Source organism: Gemmatimonas groenlandica, from assembly GCF_013004105.1.
Taxonomy (GTDB): domain Bacteria; phylum Gemmatimonadota; class Gemmatimonadetes; order Gemmatimonadales; family Gemmatimonadaceae; genus Gemmatimonas; species Gemmatimonas groenlandica.
Genome location: NZ_CP053085.1, coordinates 2,585,292 through 2,607,220, shown reverse-complemented (window position 1 = coordinate 2,607,220; position 21,929 = coordinate 2,585,292). Strand labels below are relative to the sequence as shown.

The window sequence follows — 21,929 nt, the reverse complement described above, 5'->3', positions numbered from 1 at the left end:
CCACGCTTTGAGCGGACGGGGTCGTTCTGTAGGTTGCAGCATGCGCCTGGTCCACCTCAGCGATCTCCATCTCGGATTCCGCCAGTATCAGCGGCTCACGCCGACCGGAATCAACCAGCGCGAGGCGGATGTCGCCGCGACGGTGTCGCGTGCCGTGGCCCAGATCATCGAATGTGCGCCCGACCTGATCGTGGTCGGCGGCGATGTATTCCACACCGTGCGCCCGTCGAACCCCGCCATTCTGCACGCCTTCCGCACATTCTCCGCCCTGCGCGATCGACTCCCCGACACCCCGGTCGTGATGGTGGCGGGCAATCACGATGCGCCGCGCACGTCGGAAACGGGATGCATCCTGCGGCTGTTCCGCGAAATCGGTGTGTATGTCGCCGATGCCAAGGCCGAGTTGTTCACCTTCGCCGGGCGTTCACTCGCGGTACTGGCGGTGCCCGATGTTCCCGGCATCGACCGACCGCCGTTCGTGCCCCCCGAAGGCTTCGATCACACGGTGCTGCTGCTGCACGGTGAGATCGCCGGTATGCTGCCCGCGCACGCGGCCCCGGCCGATCGCGCGGCCATCGAGATCGATCCGGCAGAGCTGCACGCCGAGCAGTGGAGTTACGTCGCGCTCGGGCACTATCACGTCTATCGCGAGGTGGCCACGCGCGCCTACTACAGCGGATCACTCGACTACACGAGTTCGAACCCCTGGGGCGAGTTGCGCGAGGAACGCGAGCAGCGCATCCCGGGCAAGGGGTTCATCGAACACGATCTGGTGTCGGGCGCGCATCGCTTTCATCCGGTGGCGCCATCGCGCCCGCTACTCGATCTCGAGCCGATCGATGCGAGTGGCATGGGCGCGGCCGAAGTCGACAGCGCGCTGCGCGCGCGTGTGGACAGTGCGATCGGCGGCATCGACGATCGCGTCGTGCGGGTGACGGTGCGCAACATTGCGCGCCACATCGTGCGCGAACTCAGTCACGACGCGCTGCGTGAGTACCGACGGCGTGCGACGCACTTTCATCTCGACGCGCGACGGCCGGAAGTGTTGGCTCGTCGCGGCAAGGGCGAAGGCGCACCGGGTCGTCGGGCTACGCTGCCGGAGCTGGTCGCGGAGCGCCTCAACGAGCGGCCGTTGCCGCCCGGCGTCGATCGCGAGGCCTTGGTCTCCCTCGGCCTGCGGTATCTGCAGCAGGCCGAAGACGCGGCCATGGCCGCCCTTCCTGTGCTGGAGGGCTGACGGATGCGACTGATCTCACTCCGTTTGCAGAACTTCCGCCAGCACGCCGACACCCGCATCGAATTCGAACGCGGCCTGACGGGCATCATCGGCCCCAACGGCTCCGGCAAGTCCACGCTGCTGGAAGCGATCGCGTGGTCGTTGTACGGCACACCGGCGGCGCGCGGCACACGCGATTCCATCCGCTTCTCGCGCGCGGCGCCGCGCGCCTCAGTGAAGGTGGAGCTGGAGTTCGAGCTCGCCGGCCACCGCTATCGGGTGATGCGCGGCCTCACGAACGCCGAGGTCTTTCTCGACGGCGGCGATGTGCCGATCGCCAACACGATCACCGGCGCCACGGAGTTGCTGCAGCGGCGGCTCGGCATGACGCGCTCCGAGTTCTTTCACACGTACTTCACCGGACAGAAAGAGCTCGATGTCATGGCCTCGCTCGGTGCGGCGGAGCGGGCCCGCTTTCTCTCGCGTGTGCTGGGTTACGACCGCATCAGCGGAGCACAGGAGATTGCGCGCGAGCGTCGTCGCGCGCTGATGGCCGAGATCAATGGACTGAAACAGGGCATGCCCGACGCCGATGCCATCTGGCGCGGCGTGGCCGACGCGGAAGCGCGACTCGCCGTCGCGCGCACGCGCGCAGCGGAAGCCGAAGTCGCGCGCGTCGGCACGTCCGAGCGGCTGAGCGCCGTCGCGCCGCAGTGGCTCGATGCCCAGGCGCAGCGAGATCAGATGCAGCAGCTGCTGGCCGAGCTACGCGTGGCCGAGAGCGAGGCGATGGGTTTCGCCCGCGAAGTCGATCGGCTCGATCGCGAGCTCGATGCCGTGGCGCTCGCGCACCGCGAACTCGCGCCGTTGCGGCATGCCATTCTGCCGCTGCTCTCATTGCGGTCCGAACTGGAAGCGTTGGAGCAGCTCGCGGCGGCCGATGCGCGTCGGCAGGCGCTCATGGAACGCGTGCGCACGGTGGCCGAGGAAGATGCCAAGCTCGCTGAGCGCGCCGCCCGACTGGAATCGGCGCCGACGCTGGAGCGTGATACGCAACTGCAGATCACGACGCTTCGTGGCACACTGACCGAGGTCGAGCGAACGTTCGACGCGGAGAGCAAAGCCTGGACGAGGGACGGACAGGAAGCCGAGACGCGTCTCGAAGCCCTCCGACGCCAGTACTCGGAGTTGACCGAGCAGCGTGATACGCTCGAAGGACTTGGCGAGGAGTCACCGTGCCCGACCTGCGGGCGGCCGCTCGGCGCGTCGTATCGGGGCGTGCTCGACCTGCTCAACGAGCAGATCGAGACCGTGCGTATTGATGGCAACTACTACCGCCAGCGCGTCGAGCAGCTCGCCGCGGTGCCGGCCGCCATCGAGGCGTTGGACGAGCAGCGTCGCACCATGCAGACGGAGCTCTCCGCCGCCGAGCGGAGGCTGCTGCGGATCCAGAACGCGCTGGTCGAGGCGACGCAGGTGGCCGACTCGCGAACCGATCTCGCCGCGCGACTCGCACAGGCCACGGAGCAGCTGGCGGCGTTGCCGCTGGGCTACGATGCGCATCGGCATCGCGCGCTCCGCGAGGACGTGGTGCGATTGCAGGAGCTTGAAACGAAGGCGGCGCGGGTGGGCGGGCTCGTGGAGCGCGAGGATGTCACGCGCACCGAGCGCGGGCGCGTATCGGTGTTGCGCGATGCGGCGCGCACGAAGGTCGTCGAGCTCGAACGGCAGCGCACCGCGCTCGGCATGGATGACACGTCGTATCAGCGCGTACGTGACGCGCATGAGCGCGCCGCCGCCGAGGCCCGCCGTGCTGAGCTCGATGCCGTCAGCGCAGCGGGTGAAGCGGAGCGGGCGCGGGCGGCACTCGACAGCGCCGAGCAGGGCCGGCGCGATCTCGCGCGTCTGCAGGAAACACTCGATGCACTCGAGAAGGACAAGCAGCTGCATGATGAGCTCGATCGCGCGCTGACCGATCTGCGCACGGATCTCAACTTCCAGCTGCGCCCGGAACTGGCCGAAATCGCCAGCGGATTCCTCGACGGACTGACCGACGGACGATATAGTGCGCTGGAGTTCGACGAAGAGTACAAAGTGCTCGTGATGGAAGAGGGGCTGCCCAAGCCCGTGATCTCGGGTGGCGAAGAAGATCTCTGCAATCTCGTGCTGCGACTGGCGATTTCGCAGATGATCGCCGAACGGGCCGGACAGGCATTTTCCTTGCTGATTCTCGACGAAGTGTTCGGGTCACTCGACGAAACACGTCGGGCGAATGTGGTCGAACTCCTGCGGCATCTGCATGATCGATTCGAGCAGGTCATCGTGATTACGCACATCGAACAGGTCCGGGAAGGACTCGATCGTGTGCTGCTGGTGCGTTTCGACGAAACGCGCGGGTGCAGTGTGGTGCACACCAGCGCGCCCGTGTTGGTCGACGAGCCACTCGACACCGAACTCTTCGGGGCCGGCAGTGGCGATACGCTGTCGCTGGCGGAAGCGTGACCGTGTCGTCGCGCACTTGGCGCAGTGCCCGTCCGCTCGAGGGGCCGATGGTGGCGACCGTCGAGGATATCCCGCAACTCAACGAGGTGTTCGCCGAGGCGTTCACGGAGCGCTATCGGAAGGACGGTATGACCGGCGTGCGCGTGCCGCCGCTCAATCCGGCGATCTGGCGCTACGCGATCGAAGATGCGGGCGACGGTGCGTTGTGCTGGCGCGACGAACGCGGGCGCATCGCCGCGTTCAACATCGTCCACCATTCGGGGACCGAAGGCTGGATGGGGCCGCTGTGCGTCCGCCCCGACAGCCAAGGCGCGGGACTTGGCAAGATCATCGTGCAGAGCGGCATGCGGTGGCTGCGTCAGCAGTCGGTGAAGGTGATCGGACTCGAGACGATGCCACGCACGATGGACAACATCGGCTTCTACTCGAATCTCGGCTTCATTCCCGGACATCTCACGGTCACGCTCACGCTTGATGCGGCGCTCGGCGAGCGGGGCCCAGAGCTGCTGTCGCGGTTGTCCGCACTCGAAAAGGAAGCCGCGATTGCCGCGTGCCGCGAGCTCACGATGCGCGTGATGCCGGGGTACGACTTCACGCGTGAACTCGAGCTCACTGATCGTTTAACGCTGGGTGACACCATTCTGATGGGGCCGCTCGACGCGCCCACCGGCTTCGCCGTGTGCCATACGGCGCCGCTGGTCGAGGGGCGGACACGGGACGAACTGCGCGTCCTCAAGCTCGTGCTGGCCCGTCGAAGCAGTCTGCCGCAGTTGCTGGGCAATCTGGCGGATCTGGCGCGCCGGACGGGCACGCGTCGCGTCGCCATTCGATTGCAGGGCGACTATCCGGACGCGTACCGCACTCTCGTGGCCTTGGGCGCGCGGGTGAGGTGGACGGACCTACGGATGAGCGCCTATGGCTGGACTGAAATCCCTCCCGTCGAGGGCATGGTGCTCTCGAACTGGGAGATCTAGAACCGTCCGTTAGCGCTTCTGGTCCGGACCGGAGGGCGTGTCGCGCACGACGATTCGCCAGATGATGAGGAAGACGCCACCGGTCAGCATCAGATGGATCCAACCGGGGGCATCGGTCGTATATGTGATACCGCCCCACGCGACGAGCATCACGATTCCGGCAAGCATGTAGAAGTCCATACCGTAATCTCGCATTGCGCGCGCCGTGGCGCACCATATACAATATCGGCGTGTAGTACGGCCCGTCCGGTGTCGATACTCGACCAGTGTGCGGGGCGGAGAGAATTACCTCTTGAGCCGATAAGTCCTAAGAAAAGGTCCGACAGACTGCGTTCACGTCATGCCCCAGTGCGGGGAAGGCGACCGCGTGGTGAGGACCTTATCAGTATTCTTTGGGCTTCAAGACCTCCTCTTCGTTCCGTATCTTTTGCGAAAGCCCCGCCAATCGGCGGGGCTTTCGTGTGTCCACCGCCCGCCCCGATTGCTTGCCGTGGCGGACCGGGAGTACGAGTTTGGGGATGGAACCTCTCCCCCTTTCGGACTGTTTGGTCCGTATGCCTATCGTTACCGCGACGCGACTGCTGCGCTTCAACGCGGCCCACCGCGTGCACAATCCCGCCCTCTCCGACGAGGAGAACACCCGCCTGTTCGGCAAGTGCAACAACCCGAACTGGCACGGCCACAACTACACGCTCGAAGTCTCGGTCAAGGGGCCGATCGACGAGCGCACCGGGTATGTGATCGATCTCGGGATGCTGCGCGATACGGTGGAACGGCATGTGGTCAATGTCACCGACCACCGCAACTTCAACATCGACGTGCCGTACATGCAGGGCGTGAACCCGACGACGGAGAATGTGGTCGTGGGCATGTGGCGCGTGCTGGAACCCGTCGTGGCGCCCGGAAAACTGGTGCGGCTGCGTCTCTGGGAAACCGAAAATAATTATGTCGACTACGAGGGGGAGTAAGAACGTGATCCGACCGACAATGGCGGCGCGCGGAAGCATGGCGACGGTCGATCCCGACGACATGGAGACGGACAACGCGACGCAGGTGGAATTCGAAGGGCTCATCCGGCGCCAACTGGAACTCCTGGGCGAAGATCCCGAGCGCGACGGTCTCCTCAAAACGCCGAGCCGCGTCGCGAAATCGATGGCTTGGCTGACGCGCGGCTACGACCTCGACGCGCGCCAGGTCATCGGCGACGCGATGTTCGCGGAGAATCACGAGAACATGGTGATGGTACGTGACATCGAGATGTATTCGATGTGCGAGCATCACATGCTCCCGTTCTTCGGCAAGGTGCATGTGGCGTACATCCCGAACGGGAAGATCGTCGGGCTCTCCAAGCTCCCGCGCGTCGTCGAAGTCTTCGCGCGTCGGTTGCAGGTGCAGGAGCGGCTCGGCGAACAGATTGCCAACGCGCTCGACGAAGTGCTGCAGCCCAAGGGTGTCGGCGTCGTGATTGAAGCGGTGCACCTGTGCATGATGATGCGCGGCGTGGAGAAGCAGAGTTCGCGCACGATAACATCGTCGTTGCGCGGGCTGTTTCGTGACGACTCGAAAACACGGAGCGAGTTTCTGCGCCTCGCGCACGGCCCGTCGGCGTCGTACTGATGCTCCACGGCGTATCCGCCGTGGTGACAGGGGCATCGCGCGGCATCGGCCGCGCGGTGTCCGCCGCACTCGCCTCGGCGGGTGCTCGAATCTTCTTGATCTCGCGTTCTGAGGGCGACCTTGCGCAGGCTGCCAACGAGATCGGTCGCGGCGCGGTCGCAGTGCCGTGCGATGTCACGAATGCCGGCGCGGTTGCGCGCGCCGTGCGCGTCATTCTCCAGCACGGCGCCGAGGGACCGTCGCTCCTCGTAAACAACGCGGGGGTGTTCCCGCTCGGCGCCATCGAGAGCACCGAGCCCGCGAATTTCGAGCACACGCTGCAGGCGAATCTGCTTGCGCCGTTTCGCTTTCTGCATGCGTTCGTGCCGCTCATGCGCGCGGCCGGACGTGGCCATGTGATTACCATCGGCTCGGTGGCCGACCGCAGCATCTACAGCGGCAACGGCGCCTACTCCGCCAGCAAGTTCGGCGCCCGTGCTCTTCACGAAGTGTTGCGTGAAGAGCTGCGCGGCAGCGGAATTCGCTCCACGCTCGTAGCACCGTCGGCCACCGACACACCGATCTGGGATCCCATCGATCCAGACAACCGTCCCGGCTTCCCGCCCCGCGTTTCCATGCTGCGCCCCGAAGACGTGGCTGATGCCGTGCTCTGGGCGGTCACGCGAGCGCCGCACGTCAATGTGGACGAAGTGCGCATCAGCCGGGCGTAGTCCGTCGTTATCTTCCGGGATGCAACGCGATCTGCTCGACGCCCTGCGCTGTCCCGGCACACACGAAGAAAGCTGGCTGGTGGCCATGGTCTCGCACGCCGAGGGACCGGAGCTGCTCGAGGCGGAGCTCGCCTGTCCGGTGTGTGCAGCGGAGTACCGGATCACCGGCGGCGTCGCGCTCTTCGCTGATCGCCAGCCCGTCGACGACGACGAGCCCTACACCAGCGATATGGTGCTTCGCCTGGCCGCGATGCTTGGCGTCGCCGAGAGCCCGCTGCCAGTGGCTCTGGTTGGCCGCTATGCGGCCGCCAGCGGCGTGCTGGCGTCGTTTGTAGCGGCGCCACAGCTGCTGGTCAACAGCGGGGCCCCGACGAATGCCCCTGGCGTGTCGCACATCGTGGTCGCTGATCGCCTACCGCTCGGCGTGGAAACGCTGGCGGCCATTGCGGTCGACGAGGACTACGCCAGCCCCGCGTTGCTCGAAAGTGCGGCACGGGCGCTTCGACTGGGCGGCCGTCTGGTGGCGCCAGCCGATGTACCGATTCCCGCCGGCATGCGCGAGCTCGCGCGTGATGAAGTCGAGTGGGTCGCGGAAACGACCGTGCGCGCCAGCGGACTGATCGAGCTCCGCCGGCGCGCACCTGAATCGGTCCAGTAAGACTACTCCTCGTACAAGCTGTCGATGAGTGGCTTGTAGCTCTTGTCGATGACGCGGCGCTTCACCTTGAGCGTCGGCGTGAGTTCGCCGCGCTCTACGCTGAAGTCATGCTCCAGCAAGGCGATCTTCTTGGGCGTCTCGTAGTGCGCAAGGCCCTCGAGCTTCGCGTTCACTTCCTTTTCCATCTTCGCGTTGATCGTCGGCATGGCCAGCAGCTCGGCGCGGCTCGTCCACACGATGCTCTGCGAGGCGGCCCACTTCTCAAGCTGATCCCAGTTCGGCACGATGAGTACGATGGGAAACTTGCGTTTGTCGCCGATCATGACGGCCTGAGACACATACTTGTTGGTCCGCAGCATGTTCTCGATCGGCTGTGGCGCAATGTTCTTGCCGCCCGCCGTCACGATGATGTCCTTCTTGCGATCGGTGATGCGCAGGAAGCCGTCGGTGAGTTCGCCGATGTCACCGGTGTGAAACCATCCCTCCTCGTCAATGGCGTCCTTCGTCGCCTCAGGATGGTTGTAGTAGCCGCGCATGATGTGCGGTCCGCGAGAGAGGATTTCGCCGTCGGCGGCGATCATCACTTCCACGCCGGGAATCGGTCGGCCCACGCTGCCAAGCCGGTAGTTCTCGAAGGTGTTCGTCGAAATCACCGGCGACGTCTCGGTGAGACCGTAGCCTTCGAGAATGATCAATCCCGCCGAGTAGAAGAACTTCGCGATGTCGGGTGAGAGTGGCGCACCGCCGGACACGAAGAAGCGCAGGTTCCCACCGGTGCGTTCCTTGAGCTTGGAGAACACGAGCTTCTGTGCCAGCGCGTACTGCATGGCGAGCACGCCGCCGGGTTCGCGTCCCGCCAGCTTTTCGTCGGCCCACTTTTCTCCCACGTTCTTGGCCCAGAAGAAAATGCGCTTCTTGAGGCCCCCGCCCGCCACGGCGTTCTCCACCACGCGCGCGTAGATCTTCTCGTACAGTCGCGGCACCGACATCATCATGGTCGGCTTCACTTCGCTCATGTTGACCGGCACGGTGTCGATCGACTCGGCGTACGCGATACGTACGCCGTTCGAGAACAGGAAGTAGTCGCCGGTACGTTCGAAGATGTGGCTGAGCGGAAGGAAGCTGAGCGCGAGGTCGCTGGTGCTTACATGCAGCGTCGTCTTGGTGGAGATGACGTTCGAATACAGGTTGTCCTGCGTGAGCATCACGCCCTTCGGATTGCCCGTCGTGCCCGATGTGTAGATCAGCGTCACGAGCTGGTCCGGCGTCACCGCCAGCGCATCACGCTTGAACGTGGTCGCGCGCTCGGCGTTGTCGACGGCGGCACCCTTGGCCTCGATCTCGGCGAGCGTGAGATCGCAGCCGTCGGCGGTCGTCGCGGCGAAGCCGATGATCCACTGCAGCCCCGGCACTTCACTGCGAATCGACGCGACCTTCTTCGCCTGATCGGCGTTGGACACGAAGATGGCGCGGGCTCCCGAATTGTTCAGCAGATAGGGCAGCTGATCGGCGGGAAGCGTGGGATAAATCGGCACGTCGGTGATCGCGCTGCAGATGCAGGCGAAATCGGCGATCAGCCACTCGGGGCGGTTCTCCGATAGAATCGCCACGCGATCCTGCGCGACGATCCCCATCTCGGCGAGGCCGAGCGCCGTGCGTCGCACGCGGTCCATGATCGTGCGGTGGGACATTGGCTCCCACACCCCGCGTACCTTGGTACTCAGCGCATCAGCGCGGTCGAACCGCTCCACGGCGTCGAAGAACAGCGCGTTGATCGTGCCGTGTGGTGGACGCGGTCCGCCGGAGGCATAGCGTGACGAGGCCGGCAGGCCGTTCATCGTCACGTTGAGGGCAGGATTGGAATCAGCCGCGACCGAAGTCATCGCCATCTCCGACTGGAGCGAAAGGCAGGGCAGAGGCGCATCGGCACAACGAACCGGAGCGACGCCAGGTGGGATGAACTGAAATTGCCCCCGGACGTCGTCTGGCGGGAGTCCTCAGGACGATCCGGACCCGCGACGTACCGGGGCGGTGACCCGAACCGGCGATCCCTTGAGCGGCTTCCCCTTGTAGGTCACGGTTGCGCGGACCACCACCGACTCCACGGCCGCACCGCTTGGAAACCGCAGGGCGCGCACACGCACGCGGCGCCCGGCGACACCGCTGTCATCGGTCGTGTCGATCGTGCTGGCGCGTCCCTGATCGTCGATCAGGTACGCCGCCGCCGTGGTATCGTTGGTGGGGTTGGCCGGATTCAGCAACTCGAACCGCACGGGCCACGAGCGCACACCGGTCAACGCCGTCGAATCGCGATGCCGCACCGTGACGGTGAGGGCCTTGGTCGAGTTGCTGTCGAGACCACGGCGGCCGGTGTCCGGCAGGCTCGTGCCGAGGATGTCCGTGAGGTTCGCGCCGTCGACGGAGTCGGGTCGCGTCGTGACACGAATGCCGCGCAACACCTGCAGCGATCCGCCGATGCGCGCCGCGATGCGCTTGTCGCCCGACACCAGCTTCTTCGCGACGACAATGCCGGTGGCGGAATCGATCGTGAGCGCCGAGTCGACGTTGAAATCGGCGTACAAATAGCGTGGCGCTGCGTCGTCGATCAGATCGCCGCGTACGTTGAACACGCGGGCACGCACTGGTGTTGCGACGCCATCGATGTTGCGCAGCGTGTCGCCGACCACCACCGACGGTGACGGGAACGGATCGAGTTCGATCGCTGCTGCTTCATTCGGTCCAAGCCCGACTTCTGAGCAGGCCGTACCAACGCCGGTGGCGGCGACGACGGCCGAGACGAGCAGCCAACTGGCGCGACGCCGCGCACGTACCGACGGTGTCACGCGAAGCGCTCGGCGAGGCGCTCGGCGAGGCGCGTGGCGATGTTCACGTAGGCCTGGCTCGCCGCGTCGGCGGGATTACGCAACACCACCGGCTGACCGGCGGCGAAGGCGTCGGCGGTGGCGGGCGTGCGCGGAATCGGGGTGTCGAACACGAGATGCTGTGGGAGATGTTCGCGCACGTAGTGCACGACACGTTCCGACGCCGGATTCCCCGCTTCGAACATCGTGAGCAGAATGCCTTCGAGCGTGAGCTCGTCGTTGATGCTGATCACGTCCTGAATGGCGCGCAGAATCTGCGGCGTGGTCTGCAACGCGAGCGGCTCGCACTGCAGAGGCACGACCACGTGCTGACTCGCGGCGAGCACGCGACGCGTGATGGCCCCGAGCCCCGGCGGCGTATCGACCACCACCACGTGACAGCGTTCGCGGGCCATGGCGAGCAGATCGGCGAGCACCGTGCTCTCGCCGACGCGATGCTGAAAGTCCGAGTGGTCGGCCGATTCGCTGACGCTTCCGGCGAGAATCACCCGCAGCCACGGCAGCGCGGTGGGCAGGATCACTTCGCGCAGCGCTTTCTCGCCTCGCAGATAGTCATCGAACCCGACCGTGGGGTGCCCGCGGCGCAGGCCGACGCCGTACCGTACCGCACCCTGTGGGTCGGCGTCGATCAAGAGCGTCTTGAGCCCACGGCGCGCGAACGCGACCGCCAGATTCACGGCGGTGGTCGTCTTCCCGACGCCACCCTTCTGGCTCACGATGGAGAGCACGCGTCCCACGTCAGCCCTCGTCCGTGTAGGCCGATCCATCATCATCGCCGGAGCGCGCCGATGGATCCTGATACTGGCCGTCTGCATCGTCCGGGGCACCCTGCAATTGGGCCAGCGTACGCTCGGCGTGGGCACGGAACCGTGCGGACGTCGGGTCCTGCTCGGTACTGAATTGGAGGAACGACTCGAGATGCATTGCGGCGTGCGCCGTGTCTCCCCGCTTCAGGAGCAGAAACGCCAGGCCATAGTGGGCCCCCGGCGATTCTGCATCGAGTTGCAGGGCGCGACGATACGTCCGAATGGCCTCTTCGGGCTGCCCGGTCTTCGAGAACGCGATCGCGATGTTCTGCAACACGCCGAGGTCGTCGGGCCGCTCGCGCAGGGCGAGACGATACGACGTCAAGGCATTTGCATAATCGCCGCGCGACTCGAGATCGAGCGCTTCAGCCAGGAAGTCCGTGTGGCGCGGATCGCGCCCGGACGAGCCGCCCACGAGGCGGCGCCACCAAGTCATGCGCTCGCAGTGGATCGGAGAAAGAAAAAAGGAGAGCTGCGATCGATGCGCTAAGCTATCGGCACAGCGCGTTGCCAACAAGTTGCCGTGCGTGTTGTCCGGGGAATCCGCGTTGCTGCATTCCCCTAGTGGGGCTACACTCGGTGTACACTGCGGGATCCCACTACCGGAGCACCACGATGACCGCACCCCAGCCGTACGCACCTGACCCGTCGAAGGGCGTGATGATCGTGGATTGGCCACTCTTCGGGGAGCTGGCCCGCGCCCTCGCCGTGCGCGTGGCGCGCGAGTGGACCCCCGAGCTCGTCGTCGGTATCGCGACGGCCGGCGTCGTGCCTGGCGCCGCCGTCGCGGCCATTCTCGACCTGCCGTTCCACTCGATTCTGGTGTCGCGTCGCTACAGCGCGTCCCAGGTGCGCGAAACACCGGCGGTGTTCGGTGCGGCGCCGCTCGAAGTGCGGGGCAAGCGCGTGCTCGTCGTGGACGAGACCTGTGACTCCGGGCAGACGATGCGCTTGGCCGTCGGGGCGGTGGGAAACGGGGGCGCCAAAGAAGTGCGCACCGCGGTCAGCTTCAAGACGGGCAGTTTTGCCCCGGATTACTTCGCGCTGGCGACCCAGAGCATGATCGTATTGCCATGGGACCGCGAAATTCTGATCGACGGGGAGCTCCAGCCCAACCCGAAGTACGCGGGGCTCATCCCGGAGGTCTGAGCCGACTCCAGCCAGCGCCAATCAGGCGCTGGTCGCCGCCCGATCGTATGGAATGCCGCGTTCCATCGCTTCCCAGACGTAATTCAGCACGTCGACCGAGCCGAGCAGGAAACGGCACTGCCCCTCGGCGGCGGAATCAGGGGTGACCTCGAGCACCGAGATCGGTGCGTCGGCCAACCGTCCGAAAAAGCCGGCGAAGAGCCCGGTCGAAACGGGGCAGCCGCTGGCCTCGGCCGCCGCTTCGCCCCAGTTGTTGGCGTCGAGCACCATGACCGCTTCGCTCAGCGACGAGAGCTGGACCAGCCCCCAGCCGATCTCGAAGAAGTACTCGCGCAGCAGGATCGGAAATCGACTGTCGAGCAGATCATCGGGACCATGCTCGCTACGATCCGCCAGCCACGCCGAAAAATGATCGAACAGCGCCTGTCCTGCCACGTAGCCGGCGTCACGAACGGCGTCGACCGGAACGGCAGGATGTGCCAGCTGCGTAGACCGGCGGAGCCCGTCGAAGAATTCGACCGGCACCGTGACGGTGCGGGTGGTCAGGAAAGGAAGCGAAGTGCTCATGTTCCCGTGACGCTCGCGCAATGAAGGGGTCACGTCAAGCGGGGGAGACGTGATGGATGGTGCCGGGAGTGAATCGGTCTCATCGCCCGGTACGACGGATCAGCTCGGCTTCGTCGATCACTTCGATGCCCAGCTCGACGGCCTTCTCGAGCTTACTCCCCGCTTCCTCGCCGGCCACGACGAATGTGGTCTTTTTCGATACGCCGCTCGTCACCCGCCCTCCGGCCGCTTCCACCAAGGCCGCCGCGTCGGTCCTGGAAAGCGACGGCAGGGAGCCGGTGAGGACCACGGTGGCCCCGGTCAGCGGGCCGTCGGCCTGCACCGCGTTCGGCTCGTCGAAGCGCACACTGCGCTCGCGCAACCGCTCCACCAACGCGCGCGAGGTGGGATCGTCGAAATACGACCGCACCGACGCCGCGATGATGTCGCCGATGCCGCGCACCGCGCCCAGTTGTTCGGGCGTGGAAGCGATGATGGCGTCCATGCTGCCGAACTGCTTGGCCAGCAACTGCGCGGCCTGCGCGCCCACATGACGGATGCCGAGCCCGAAGAGCAATCGCGACAGCGGCTGCTGCTTCGCGGCGGCGATCGACGCCACCAGATTCTCGGCGCTCTTGGTACCGAAACGCTCGAGTGACACGAGCTGCGCGACTGAAAGGTCGAACAGATCGGCGAAGTCGGTGATGAAGCCCGCTTGGAGGAACTGCTGAATGCGCGCGTACGAGAGCCCGTCGATATCGAGCGCGTCTTTGCTCGAGAAATGCACGAGGCCTTCGAGCTGGCGACCGGGGCAGGCGACATTCGGACAATACGTCGCGACATCATCGCCGTACCGATGCGTGGGCGAATCGCAGCGCGGGCATCGCGGTGGCATGGTCCACGGCTGCTCGCTCCCATCACGTTTCTCGGGCACCGGACCAAGCACGTACGGAATGACGTCACCGGCGCGTACCACCTGCACCCGATCCCCGTCGCGCAGATCCTTCTTCGCAATCTGGTCGGCGTTGTGCAGCGAGGCATACGTGACCGTCGCGCCGCCCACATCCACCGGCTCCAGCACGGCGAAGGGCGTAAGGACGCCCGTTCGGCCAACGCTCACGTCGATGCGGATCAGCTTCGTGACCGCCATGTCGGGCGCGAACTTGCGGGCGATCGCCCAGCGCGGCGTGCGATCGTTGCGCACGCCAAGTTCGTCCTGCAGCGACATGTCGTTCACCTTGACGACCCCGCCGTCGATCGCGAAGCCGAGTTGTGCCCGCGTTTGATGCTCGACGGTATGCGCCCACACCGACACGTCGGCCATCGTGTGGCAGCGCTCGCGATGCGGCGCCACCGGAATGCCCCACGCGGTCAGTTGTTCGAGCAGATCCCACTGCGAGCGCACGGGCGCATTGCCGTCGGGAAGCACGGCGGCGTAACCAAAGAATCGCAACGGACGCTGCGCCGTAATCGACGGATCCAGCTGGCGCAGGGCACCGGCTGCCGCATTGCGCGGGTTTACGAACACCGGTTCGCCGGCGGCTACGCGTGCCTCGTTCATTGCCTCAAAGCCGGCGAACGGCATATAGACCTCGCCGCGTATTTCCATCAGCGGCGGATGACCGTCGCCCAGCAGCCTCAGCGGCACGCCGCGGATCGTGCGGATGTTGACCGTCACGTCTTCGCCTTCCGTCCCGTCGCCACGCGTGGTGCCTGTCACCAAGACGCCGTCTCGATACGTGAGCGCGATCGCCGCCCCGTCGATCTTGAGCTCGACGGTGTACCCGCTCTTGTGCACCGACGCACCCACCACACGCTCGATAGACTGCTCGAAGGCCAGCAACTCGGCATCGTCGAACGCGTTGTCCAGCGACAGCATCCGCACGAGGTGCCGATGGGTCTGGAACGCGCTTTGCACTGGTGCACCCACACGCAGCGTGGGAGAATCTTCTGTACGCAGTGTGGGGTGTGCCTGCTCGATGGCCTGCAACTCGCGGAATAGCCGGTCGTACTCGGCATCCGACAGGGCGGGACGGTCGAGCACGTAATACTCGTGCTGCGCGTTGGCCAGCTGTTCGCGCAATTCCGCCGCGCGCTGATCGATGGGAAGTGGAACGACGCTCATGTGCGGAATGTATCTCTTCAGGAGAGATGCGTCACCACGGGAAAATCACCGAACGATTCACGCGCTCCGGCGCGGGAGGTCGCATGTTCAACAGCGGTAAGCGAGATCGAATGGATGGCCGTGCACTCGGCCTTGGACTTCTCATCGGCGCTGCGATTGGTGCCGGCGCGGCATTGCTGATGGCACCGGCGACCGGCGAGCAGACCCGTCGCCAACTCCGACGCAATGCGCGGCGCCTGGCGGAGCAGGGCGGCGACACGCTCTCCGAATGGTGGGATGATGCCGACGAATCGGCGCGTCGTATGGCGCGTCGGGGCATGAAGGAGGGTCGCAAAGCGGCCGTGCGCGTCCGTGATCGTGCTCGTGATGTCGCGCCGTGGTAAACGCGCGGACCTTGCCTACTTGAGCTTCTTCAGCTCCTCGTCGGCGAGCTTGCGGTACTGATCATCGTTCGCGTCTTGGATCGGAGCGCGCAGTGCGGCCTGGTAGGCGCTGCGCGCTTCGTTCCGACGCCCGGCGTCGCGGTACACGCGCGCGAGGTCCAAATCGTGCACCAGTCGATTGGGCTCCGCCACAACGGCGAGCTCCATGTACCGGACGGCTTCCGCCCAGCTCGCGCTTCCCAGAACCTGACCGCCGAGAAAGGTCTTGGCGATCGCGCGCGAGAACCCGCTCAGTCGCATCACCTCGGCATTCCAGACGCCAAGCACGTGCAGCGCTCCGGGATGTTTGGGGTGCAGCTGTAGCGCCCGCAGCGCCTCGTCACGCACTTCGAGTGCGTACTTCACGCGCTCGCGCGGATTCGCCGCCAGTGCGGTGCGGCCGACCGCACGCGCCAACTGAAAATGCCCTTCGGCATCGTTCCCATTGGCCGCGACCGCCCGTCTTGCGTAGTCGGTCGCGCGCGCGTACAGCCCGGTGCGCGTTTCGGGATTCTTCTCGAACTCGCCGAGGTCCACGGCTTCGCGCGCAGACTTCCACAGCGCCACATAGGACGTCGGCTCCGCCTTCACCGCCCGCTCGTAGTTGCCGAGTGCGGCCGACGGCCGACGTGCGACGCTCTCCCGATCGCCCGCGCTGAGCAGATCGCTCACGCTCTGCGCCACGAGGACGCGCGGAGCGAATAGCAGTGCCGACAGCGCGACCGATGCGGCCCCGACGGTGAGTCCAAGCGCCCATCGGCGTGCGGTGCGGACGGCGAGGATGTAGGTTGGCTGCATCATGAGCACTCTATGTTGGCACGCGCGCTGATCGAGCGAAAGCGCGACGGCGGTCGAATTACTCCCGCTGAGTGGCGCACGCTCATGTCGCAGTACGCGACAGACGAGGTTCCGGACTACCAGATGGCTGCCCTGGCGATGGCCATCTACTTCAACGGGCTTGATCGCGACGAGATCGGCGCGCTCACCGATGCCATGCTGCACAGCGGCGCGATGCTCGATCTCGACCATCTGACGATGGCACGGGTCGACAAACATTCCACCGGTGGCGTAGGAGACAAGGTGTCGCTCGTTCTGGCACCGCTGGTCGCGTGCCTCGGCGTCGCGGTGCCCATGATGTCGGGTCGCGGACTGGGGCATACGGGCGGTACCCTCGACAAGCTCGAATCGATCCCCGGTTTTCGTACCGATCTCTCGTTGGCCCGTGCCACGGAGCAGCTGGAACGGATCGGTTGTGCGCTGATCGGCCAGACGCGCGAGATCGCACCGGCCGACCGCCGTCTGTATGCGTTGCGCGACGCCACCGCGACCGTGGAGAGCATTCCGCTGATCTCCGCGAGCATCATGTCGAAAAAGCTCGCCGAGGGCCTCACGGGGCTTGTGCTCGATGTGAAACGCGGCTCGGGGGCGTTTCTGCCGGAACTCGATCGCGGACTCGCCTTGGCCCGCACCATGATCGCGCTCGGGGCCGACCATGGCTGCCCCGTCGTGGCGCTGATTACCGCGATGGACCGGCCTCTTGGTCGGGCCTGCGGCAACGCCCTCGAAGTCGAGGAGTCGATCATGGCGCTCCGCGGTGAGGGCCCGCCTGATCTCATGAAGGTCACCTACGCGCTCGGTGCGGAGATGCTGGTACTGGCCGGGGTGGCCACGGACCGCGATGACGCTCTACGCCGCATGGAGGTCGCCATTTCAAGCGGGCGGGCGGCGGCCAAGTTCCAGGAGATCATCGCGGCCCAGGGCGGCGACCCAAAAGTCGTCGACGATCCATCGATCTTGCCGCAGGCCGCCGAGTGCGAGCTGTATTTGGCGCCCCGCGACGGCGTGATCGCGCAGGTGGAGCCCAGGGCGATCGGCCGCGGCATCACCGAGCTAGGTGGACAGCGAACGAAGGTCGAAGACGGCGTGGACCACAGCGTGGGCTTCGTGATCACCGCCCGGCCGGGTGACATCGTGCGGGCGGGAGAGCCCCTGGCGACGATATTCGCGAAGGATCGAGCCGGAGTGGATACCGGTGTGGCGGCCCTGCGCCGCTCGATCATCATCGGCGAAGAGGCCGAGCCCCCCTTGCCGCTGATCTCGCACCGGGTCACTGAGGCGGGGGTGGAACTGTACGACTAGACCGAATACCTTCCAGCTCGGCCGTAAATCGGCTGCCTTTCGATCACTGACGCCTCGCGTCCCCGTCGCCATACCATGATCGCTCCGAAGACGAACAGTCTGCTCAGTCTCGTGGCCGCCGCCGCCGTGCTGCCACTGCTCGGGTTATATGGGCTGCTGATGTACATCGCGACTCCGAGCCCGACGGGCGGTATGGAGCCAACCGTTACGACGATCTGCTATATCGCGTTCACGTTCATCTTCACGGCGCTGATCATCGTCGCGCTGAACTTCTCGAAGCAGCTCTCGCGTGAAGCGAAGGGCGTGTACCTCACGCCGTAATACGGGCGCTGGTCATAAGTGGAAGGGGTGCGGGATCAATGCGATCCCGCACCCTTTTTGTATTTGTACCCATAACTCCGGACCTCAACTCAAAACCCGACACTCACGTGAGTGCCGGGTTTTGAGTAAAAGTTCGGAGTTCTGGGTTCAAACCGCTCGGGCGTAGGGTTCAGCCGCATTGTCGGTGTTCAGGATCACAACATGAGAATGCCAGTGCACGATCTCCACGCCCGAGAATCCCGCCATGCGCCACGTCAGACTGATCGCTCTTCTCACGGCTTCGCTCGCGATCGGCGCGTGCGCCGGCGATGCGACGACGAGCCCTGCTGCAATCGATACCCCTACGGTCACACCGAGTACGGACGCGGTGAGCGTCGTGTCGCCGAATAGCACGCAGGCGGCGATGGTTGGCGTGCCGTTCGCGTACGACGCGACCAAGGCCGGCACGGCGTTCAGCGATCCGCGAAAGTCGGGGCTCACGTACACCGTATCGTTCACGCCGGCGGTCACTGGCATGACGGCGGCCAATGGCACCATCTCGGGCACGGCCAGTAATCCCGGTGTGTACACCGTGACGATCACGGCGCGGGATAACAGCGGCAGCAGCGCGTCGCACAGCTTCGCGATCGTGGTGTTTGCCGGTGATCTCACCGCACCGACGTTGCCGGCCACGACTCACCTGTATTCCGACGCCAGCAACCCGCTGCCGCGCCATTTCTCGCAGGCTGCACCGAACGCCGGCAGTCCGATCGGTGCCGACAACACCCCGGCATCGAACATCACGACCAACGCCGGTGCCACGCTCGGCCGCGTGTTGTTCTATGATCGCCGGCTCTCGGCCAACGACCGCGTGTCGTGCAGCTCGTGCCACCAGCAGCAGTTCGCCTTTTCCGACACGTCGCGACTCAGCCACGGCTTCGCCGGCGGATTCACCGGGCGCCACAGCATGGGGCTGGCCAACTCACGCTTCTATGCGAGCGCGAGATTCTTCTGGGATGAACGTGCGGCAAGCTTGGAAGCGCAGGTGCTGCAGCCGATTCAGGACGCCACCGAGATGGGGATGACGTTGCCGAACGTGATCGCCAAGCTGTCGGCGACCACGTACTACCCGGCGCTCTTCAGCGCCGCCTTCGGCACGAGCGAGATCACGAGTGATCGTGTGAGTCTCGCCCTCTCGCAGTTCGTGCGATCGCTGGTGTCGGTGAACTCGAAGTTCGATCGCGCGTTTGGCGTGAACGGTGTGCCCAACTTCGCCGCCACGTTCACCGCGCAGGAGCTGGCCGGCCAGGATCTGTTCAACGGCCGCGCCGGATGCGCGCGCTGTCATGGCACCAATGCGCACATCAGCGACGGTGTGCACAACACCGGCCTCGACGCCACGATCACCGATGCCGGCGCGGGCAACGGCCGCTTCAAAGCACCATCGTTGCGCAACATCGCCGTGCGCCCGCCATACATGCACGATGGTCGCTTCCAGACACTGGAGCAGGTGATCGCGTTCTACGACTCGGGCGTGCAGAACAATCCGGGGCTCGACAACCGCTTGCGTGGCGGCGGCGGAGGCAATGGGCCGCCATTGCGGCTCAATCTGTCGGCGGCCGAGCGTGCGTCGCTTGTGGCGTTCCTCGGGACGCTCACGGACAACACGTTCCTGACGGATGTACGGTTCTCGAATCCGTTTGGGCGGTAAAAGCAAACGTGAGTTTTGGGTTTTGAGTAAAAGTTCGGGGTGCTGAGTTTGCACTCACGACTCGGGACTTAAACTCAAAACCCGACACTCACGTGAGTGCCGGGTTTTGAGTGAACGTTTCGAGTCACGAGTTGCTAGATGTCGAGATTACTCACGAATCTCGCATTGGTTTCAATGAACAACCGGCGCGGCTCGACTTCGTCGCCCATGAGCGTCTGGAACGTCTGGTCGGCCAGCACGGCGTCTTCCATCGTCACGCGGAACATCGTGCGCGTCTCCGGATCCATCGTGGTCTTCCAGAGCTGCTCGGGGTTCATTTCACCGAGACCCTTGTAGCGCTGAATGTTGATGTTGCCGCGGCCTTCGGGACCACCGAGTCGCTCCACGTAGCCGTCGCGCTCCTTCTCGGTGTAGGCGTAGAACTCTTCCTTGCCCTTGGCCACGCGATAGAGGGGCGGCTGCGCGATGTACATGTAGCCGGCGTCGATCAGCTCCGGCATCTGACGGAAGAAGAACGTGAGCAGCAGCGTGCGAATGTGCGCGCCGTCCACGTCAGCGTCGGTCATGATGATGATCTTGTGATAGCGCGTCTTGGTCAGATCAAACTCTTCCTTGATCCCTGAACCAATGGCGGTGATGATCGTCCGGATTTCCTCGTTGTTCAGCACCTTGTCGAAGCGCGCCTTTTCCACGTTGATGATCTTGCCGCGCAGCGGCAAAATTGCCTGGAAGTCGCGCTTGCGACCCTGCTTGGCCGAACCGCCGGCCGAGTCACCCTCGACGAGATAGATCTCGCAAAGTGCCGGGTCGGAGAGTGAGCAGTCGGCCAGCTTACCGGGCAGGTTGGCCACGTCGAGCGCCGACTTCTTGCGCGTCAGGTCACGTGCCTTGCGCGCCGCTTCACGGGCACGCGCGGCCGACATCGCCTTGTCGATGATGATGTTGGCCGACTTCGGATGCTCGTCGAGATACTGCGAAAGCAATTCGTTCAGGACGCTGCGTACGGCGCCTTCGACTTCCGAGTTACCGAGCTTGGTCTTGGTCTGCCCTTCGAATTGCGGCTCGAGCACCTTCACCGACAGCACGGCCGTGAGCCCTTCACGCACGTCGTCGCCGGACAAGCGCGTTTCCTTGTCTTTCTTGTTGAGCGTCGACTTTTCCTGGATGTACTTGTTGATGACCGTCGTCAGCGCGCTCTTGAAGCCGGTCAGGTGCGTGCCGCCTTCGTGCGTGTTGATGTTGTTCACGAACGAAAACACGTTCTCGGCGTAGCTGTCGTTATACTGCAGCGCCATCTCGATGCCGATGTCGTCGCGCGTGGTATCGATGTAGACCACGTCCTGATGCAACGGCTTCTTGTTGCCGATGAGGTACGTCACGAACTCCTTGAGACCGCCACGCGCGAAGAACACTTCTTCACGGGCCTGACCGTCCTTCATTTCATCGGGGCGCTCGTCGCGCAGCGTGATCTGAATGCCCTTGTTCAGATACGCCAGTTCGCGGAGACGGCTGGCGAGGGTGACCCACTCGTAGCGCAGCGTTTCCTGAAAGATCTCAGCGTCGGGCTTGAACCACACTTTCGTGCCCGTTTCCTTTGCCGCGACAGTGCGCATGACTTTGAGCTTCGTCTGCGTGATGCCACGCTCGAAGTCCATGTAATGCTCCTTGCCGTCGCGCTTGATCCACACCTTGAGCTGCTTCGACAGCGCGTTCACCACCGACACGCCGACACCGTGGAGACCGCCGGACACTTTGTACGTGTCCTTGTCGAACTTGCCGCCGGCGTGCAGCACGGTCATGGCAAGCTCGACGCCCGGCATCTTTTCGACCGGGTGCATGTCCACGGGAATACCACGGCCGTTGTCTTCAACGGAGATGGAATCGTCTTCGTGAATGATCACGTGCACGCGGTCGGCATGGCCGGCCAACGCTTCGTCGATCGAGTTGTCCACCACTTCGTACACGAGGTGGTGAAGACCGCGCGCCGACGTGGAGCCGATGTACATGCCGGGGCGCTTGCGGACCGCTTCGAGCCCCTTGAGAACGGTAATGCTGTTTGCGCCGTACCCGTTCTCGGGCTGTTCGCTGCTATTCGCCATGAGGTGGGGATATCCCGAAGAAATGAACTGCTGCGGCCATTCAACTGGCCTGCAAACACAACCCCTAAATGTA

Annotated in this window: 21 protein-coding genes; 12 read left to right on the top strand and 9 right to left on the bottom strand. The window is 64.8% G+C overall.

Features of this window, described 5'->3' with window-relative positions:
- Positions 1-40: 40 nt before the first annotated feature.
- From HKW67_RS11060 to HKW67_RS11050, 3 genes are read left to right on the top strand one after another with little or no spacing between them, the layout of a single operon-like run.
- Complete coding sequence (locus tag HKW67_RS11060) at positions 41-1,237, top strand: metallophosphoesterase family protein (protein ID WP_171225438.1); 1,197 nt, start codon at positions 41-43, stop codon at positions 1,235-1,237.
- A 3-nt stretch (positions 1,238-1,240) separates the two neighbouring features.
- Complete coding sequence (locus tag HKW67_RS11055; protein WP_171225437.1) at positions 1,241-3,718, top strand: AAA family ATPase; 2,478 nt, start codon at positions 1,241-1,243, stop codon at positions 3,716-3,718.
- Positions 3,719-3,720: 2 nt separating this feature from the next.
- Complete coding sequence (locus HKW67_RS11050; RefSeq protein ID WP_171225436.1) at positions 3,721-4,692, top strand: GNAT family N-acetyltransferase; 972 nt, start codon at positions 3,721-3,723, stop codon at positions 4,690-4,692.
- Between the two features lie 9 nt (positions 4,693-4,701).
- Here the strand turns inward: HKW67_RS11050 and HKW67_RS11045 are convergent, their stop codons facing one another.
- Positions 4,702-4,872, bottom strand: a complete 171-nt coding sequence (locus HKW67_RS11045; RefSeq protein WP_171225435.1) for a hypothetical protein — start codon at positions 4,870-4,872, stop codon at positions 4,702-4,704.
- Positions 4,873-5,246: 374 nt separating this feature from the next.
- Here HKW67_RS11045 and HKW67_RS11040 point away from each other — a divergent pair, with 374 nt between their 5' ends.
- From HKW67_RS11040 to HKW67_RS11025, 4 genes are read left to right on the top strand one after another with little or no spacing between them, the layout of a single operon-like run.
- Positions 5,247-5,660 carry a 6-carboxytetrahydropterin synthase gene (locus HKW67_RS11040; RefSeq protein WP_171225434.1) on the top strand — a complete coding sequence of 138 codons (414 nt, stop codon included), beginning with the start codon at positions 5,247-5,249 and terminating at the stop codon, positions 5,658-5,660.
- Positions 5,661-5,697: 37 nt separating this feature from the next.
- Positions 5,698-6,309, top strand: a complete 612-nt coding sequence (gene folE / locus HKW67_RS11035) for a GTP cyclohydrolase I FolE (protein WP_425486253.1) — start codon at positions 5,698-5,700, stop codon at positions 6,307-6,309.
- Entirely contained in the window at positions 6,309-7,019 is a 711-nt protein-coding gene (locus HKW67_RS11030) for an SDR family oxidoreductase (protein WP_171225432.1), read from the top strand. The genes folE and HKW67_RS11030 overlap by 1 nt, the downstream gene beginning before the upstream one ends.
- A gap of 19 nt (positions 7,020-7,038) precedes the next feature.
- Positions 7,039-7,677, top strand: a complete 639-nt coding sequence (locus HKW67_RS11025; protein WP_171225431.1) for a hypothetical protein — start codon at positions 7,039-7,041, stop codon at positions 7,675-7,677.
- Positions 7,678-7,679: 2 nt separating this feature from the next.
- On the opposite strand, the gene HKW67_RS11020 is transcribed toward HKW67_RS11025, so the two are convergent.
- The 4 genes from HKW67_RS11020 to HKW67_RS11005 form a co-directional block, all read right to left on the bottom strand.
- Positions 7,680-9,560, bottom strand: a complete 1,881-nt coding sequence (locus HKW67_RS11020; protein WP_171225430.1) for an AMP-dependent synthetase/ligase — start codon at positions 9,558-9,560, stop codon at positions 7,680-7,682.
- Positions 9,561-9,674: 114 nt separating this feature from the next.
- Positions 9,675-10,520 (bottom strand): hypothetical protein, encoded by an 846-nt coding sequence (locus HKW67_RS11015; RefSeq protein WP_171225429.1) that lies wholly within the window; start codon positions 10,518-10,520, stop codon positions 9,675-9,677.
- Positions 10,517-11,296 (bottom strand): ParA family protein, encoded by a 780-nt coding sequence (locus tag HKW67_RS11010; RefSeq protein ID WP_171225428.1) that lies wholly within the window; start codon positions 11,294-11,296, stop codon positions 10,517-10,519. Before HKW67_RS11010 ends, HKW67_RS11015 begins: the two co-directional genes overlap by 4 nt.
- A 1-nt stretch (position 11,297) precedes the next feature.
- Complete coding sequence (locus tag HKW67_RS11005) at positions 11,298-11,801, bottom strand: tetratricopeptide repeat protein (RefSeq protein WP_171225427.1); 504 nt, start codon at positions 11,799-11,801, stop codon at positions 11,298-11,300.
- Between the two features lie 179 nt (positions 11,802-11,980).
- On the opposite strand from HKW67_RS11005, the gene HKW67_RS11000 reads away from it, so the two are divergent.
- Positions 11,981-12,514, top strand: coding sequence for a phosphoribosyltransferase (locus tag HKW67_RS11000; protein ID WP_171225426.1), 534 nt, complete (start codon positions 11,981-11,983; stop codon positions 12,512-12,514).
- Positions 12,515-12,535: 21 nt separating this feature from the next.
- On the opposite strand, the gene HKW67_RS10995 is transcribed toward HKW67_RS11000, so the two are convergent.
- Both HKW67_RS10995 and ligA read right to left on the bottom strand, forming a co-directional pair.
- Complete coding sequence (locus HKW67_RS10995; protein ID WP_171225425.1) at positions 12,536-13,081, bottom strand: hypothetical protein; 546 nt, start codon at positions 13,079-13,081, stop codon at positions 12,536-12,538.
- 79 nt (positions 13,082-13,160) lie between these two features.
- Positions 13,161-15,185: an NAD-dependent DNA ligase LigA gene (gene ligA, locus HKW67_RS10990; protein WP_171225424.1), complete on the bottom strand. Its 2,025-nt coding sequence runs from the start codon at positions 15,183-15,185 to the stop codon at positions 13,161-13,163.
- Positions 15,186-15,295: 110 nt separating this feature from the next.
- Here ligA and HKW67_RS10985 point away from each other — a divergent pair, with 110 nt between their 5' ends.
- A complete protein-coding gene (locus HKW67_RS10985) occupies positions 15,296-15,568 on the top strand; it encodes a YtxH domain-containing protein (RefSeq protein ID WP_171225423.1) in 273 nt (90 codons plus the stop codon).
- Positions 15,569-15,583: 15 nt separating this feature from the next.
- Here the strand turns inward: HKW67_RS10985 and HKW67_RS10980 are convergent, their stop codons facing one another.
- Positions 15,584-16,408 carry a tetratricopeptide repeat protein gene (locus tag HKW67_RS10980; RefSeq protein ID WP_171225422.1) on the bottom strand — a complete coding sequence of 275 codons (825 nt, stop codon included), beginning with the start codon at positions 16,406-16,408 and terminating at the stop codon, positions 15,584-15,586.
- 9 nt (positions 16,409-16,417) lie between these two features.
- Between HKW67_RS10980 and HKW67_RS10975 the strand changes: the two genes are divergently transcribed.
- The 3 genes from HKW67_RS10975 to HKW67_RS10965 all read left to right on the top strand — a co-directional run bounded on the left by HKW67_RS10975 (position 16,418) and on the right by HKW67_RS10965 (position 19,757).
- Complete coding sequence (locus HKW67_RS10975; RefSeq protein WP_171225421.1) at positions 16,418-17,746, top strand: thymidine phosphorylase; 1,329 nt, start codon at positions 16,418-16,420, stop codon at positions 17,744-17,746.
- Positions 17,747-17,821: 75 nt separating this feature from the next.
- Positions 17,822-18,067 (top strand): hypothetical protein, encoded by a 246-nt coding sequence (locus HKW67_RS10970; RefSeq protein ID WP_171225420.1) that lies wholly within the window; start codon positions 17,822-17,824, stop codon positions 18,065-18,067.
- A gap of 244 nt (positions 18,068-18,311) precedes the next feature.
- Positions 18,312-19,757, top strand: a complete 1,446-nt coding sequence (locus tag HKW67_RS10965) for a cytochrome c peroxidase (protein WP_171225419.1) — start codon at positions 18,312-18,314, stop codon at positions 19,755-19,757.
- Positions 19,758-19,891: 134 nt separating this feature from the next.
- Here HKW67_RS10965 and gyrB read toward each other — a convergent pair whose 3' ends face one another.
- Positions 19,892-21,856, bottom strand: coding sequence for a DNA topoisomerase (ATP-hydrolyzing) subunit B (gyrB, locus tag HKW67_RS10960; protein ID WP_171225418.1), 1,965 nt, complete (start codon positions 21,854-21,856; stop codon positions 19,892-19,894).
- Positions 21,857-21,929 lie beyond the last annotated feature (73 nt).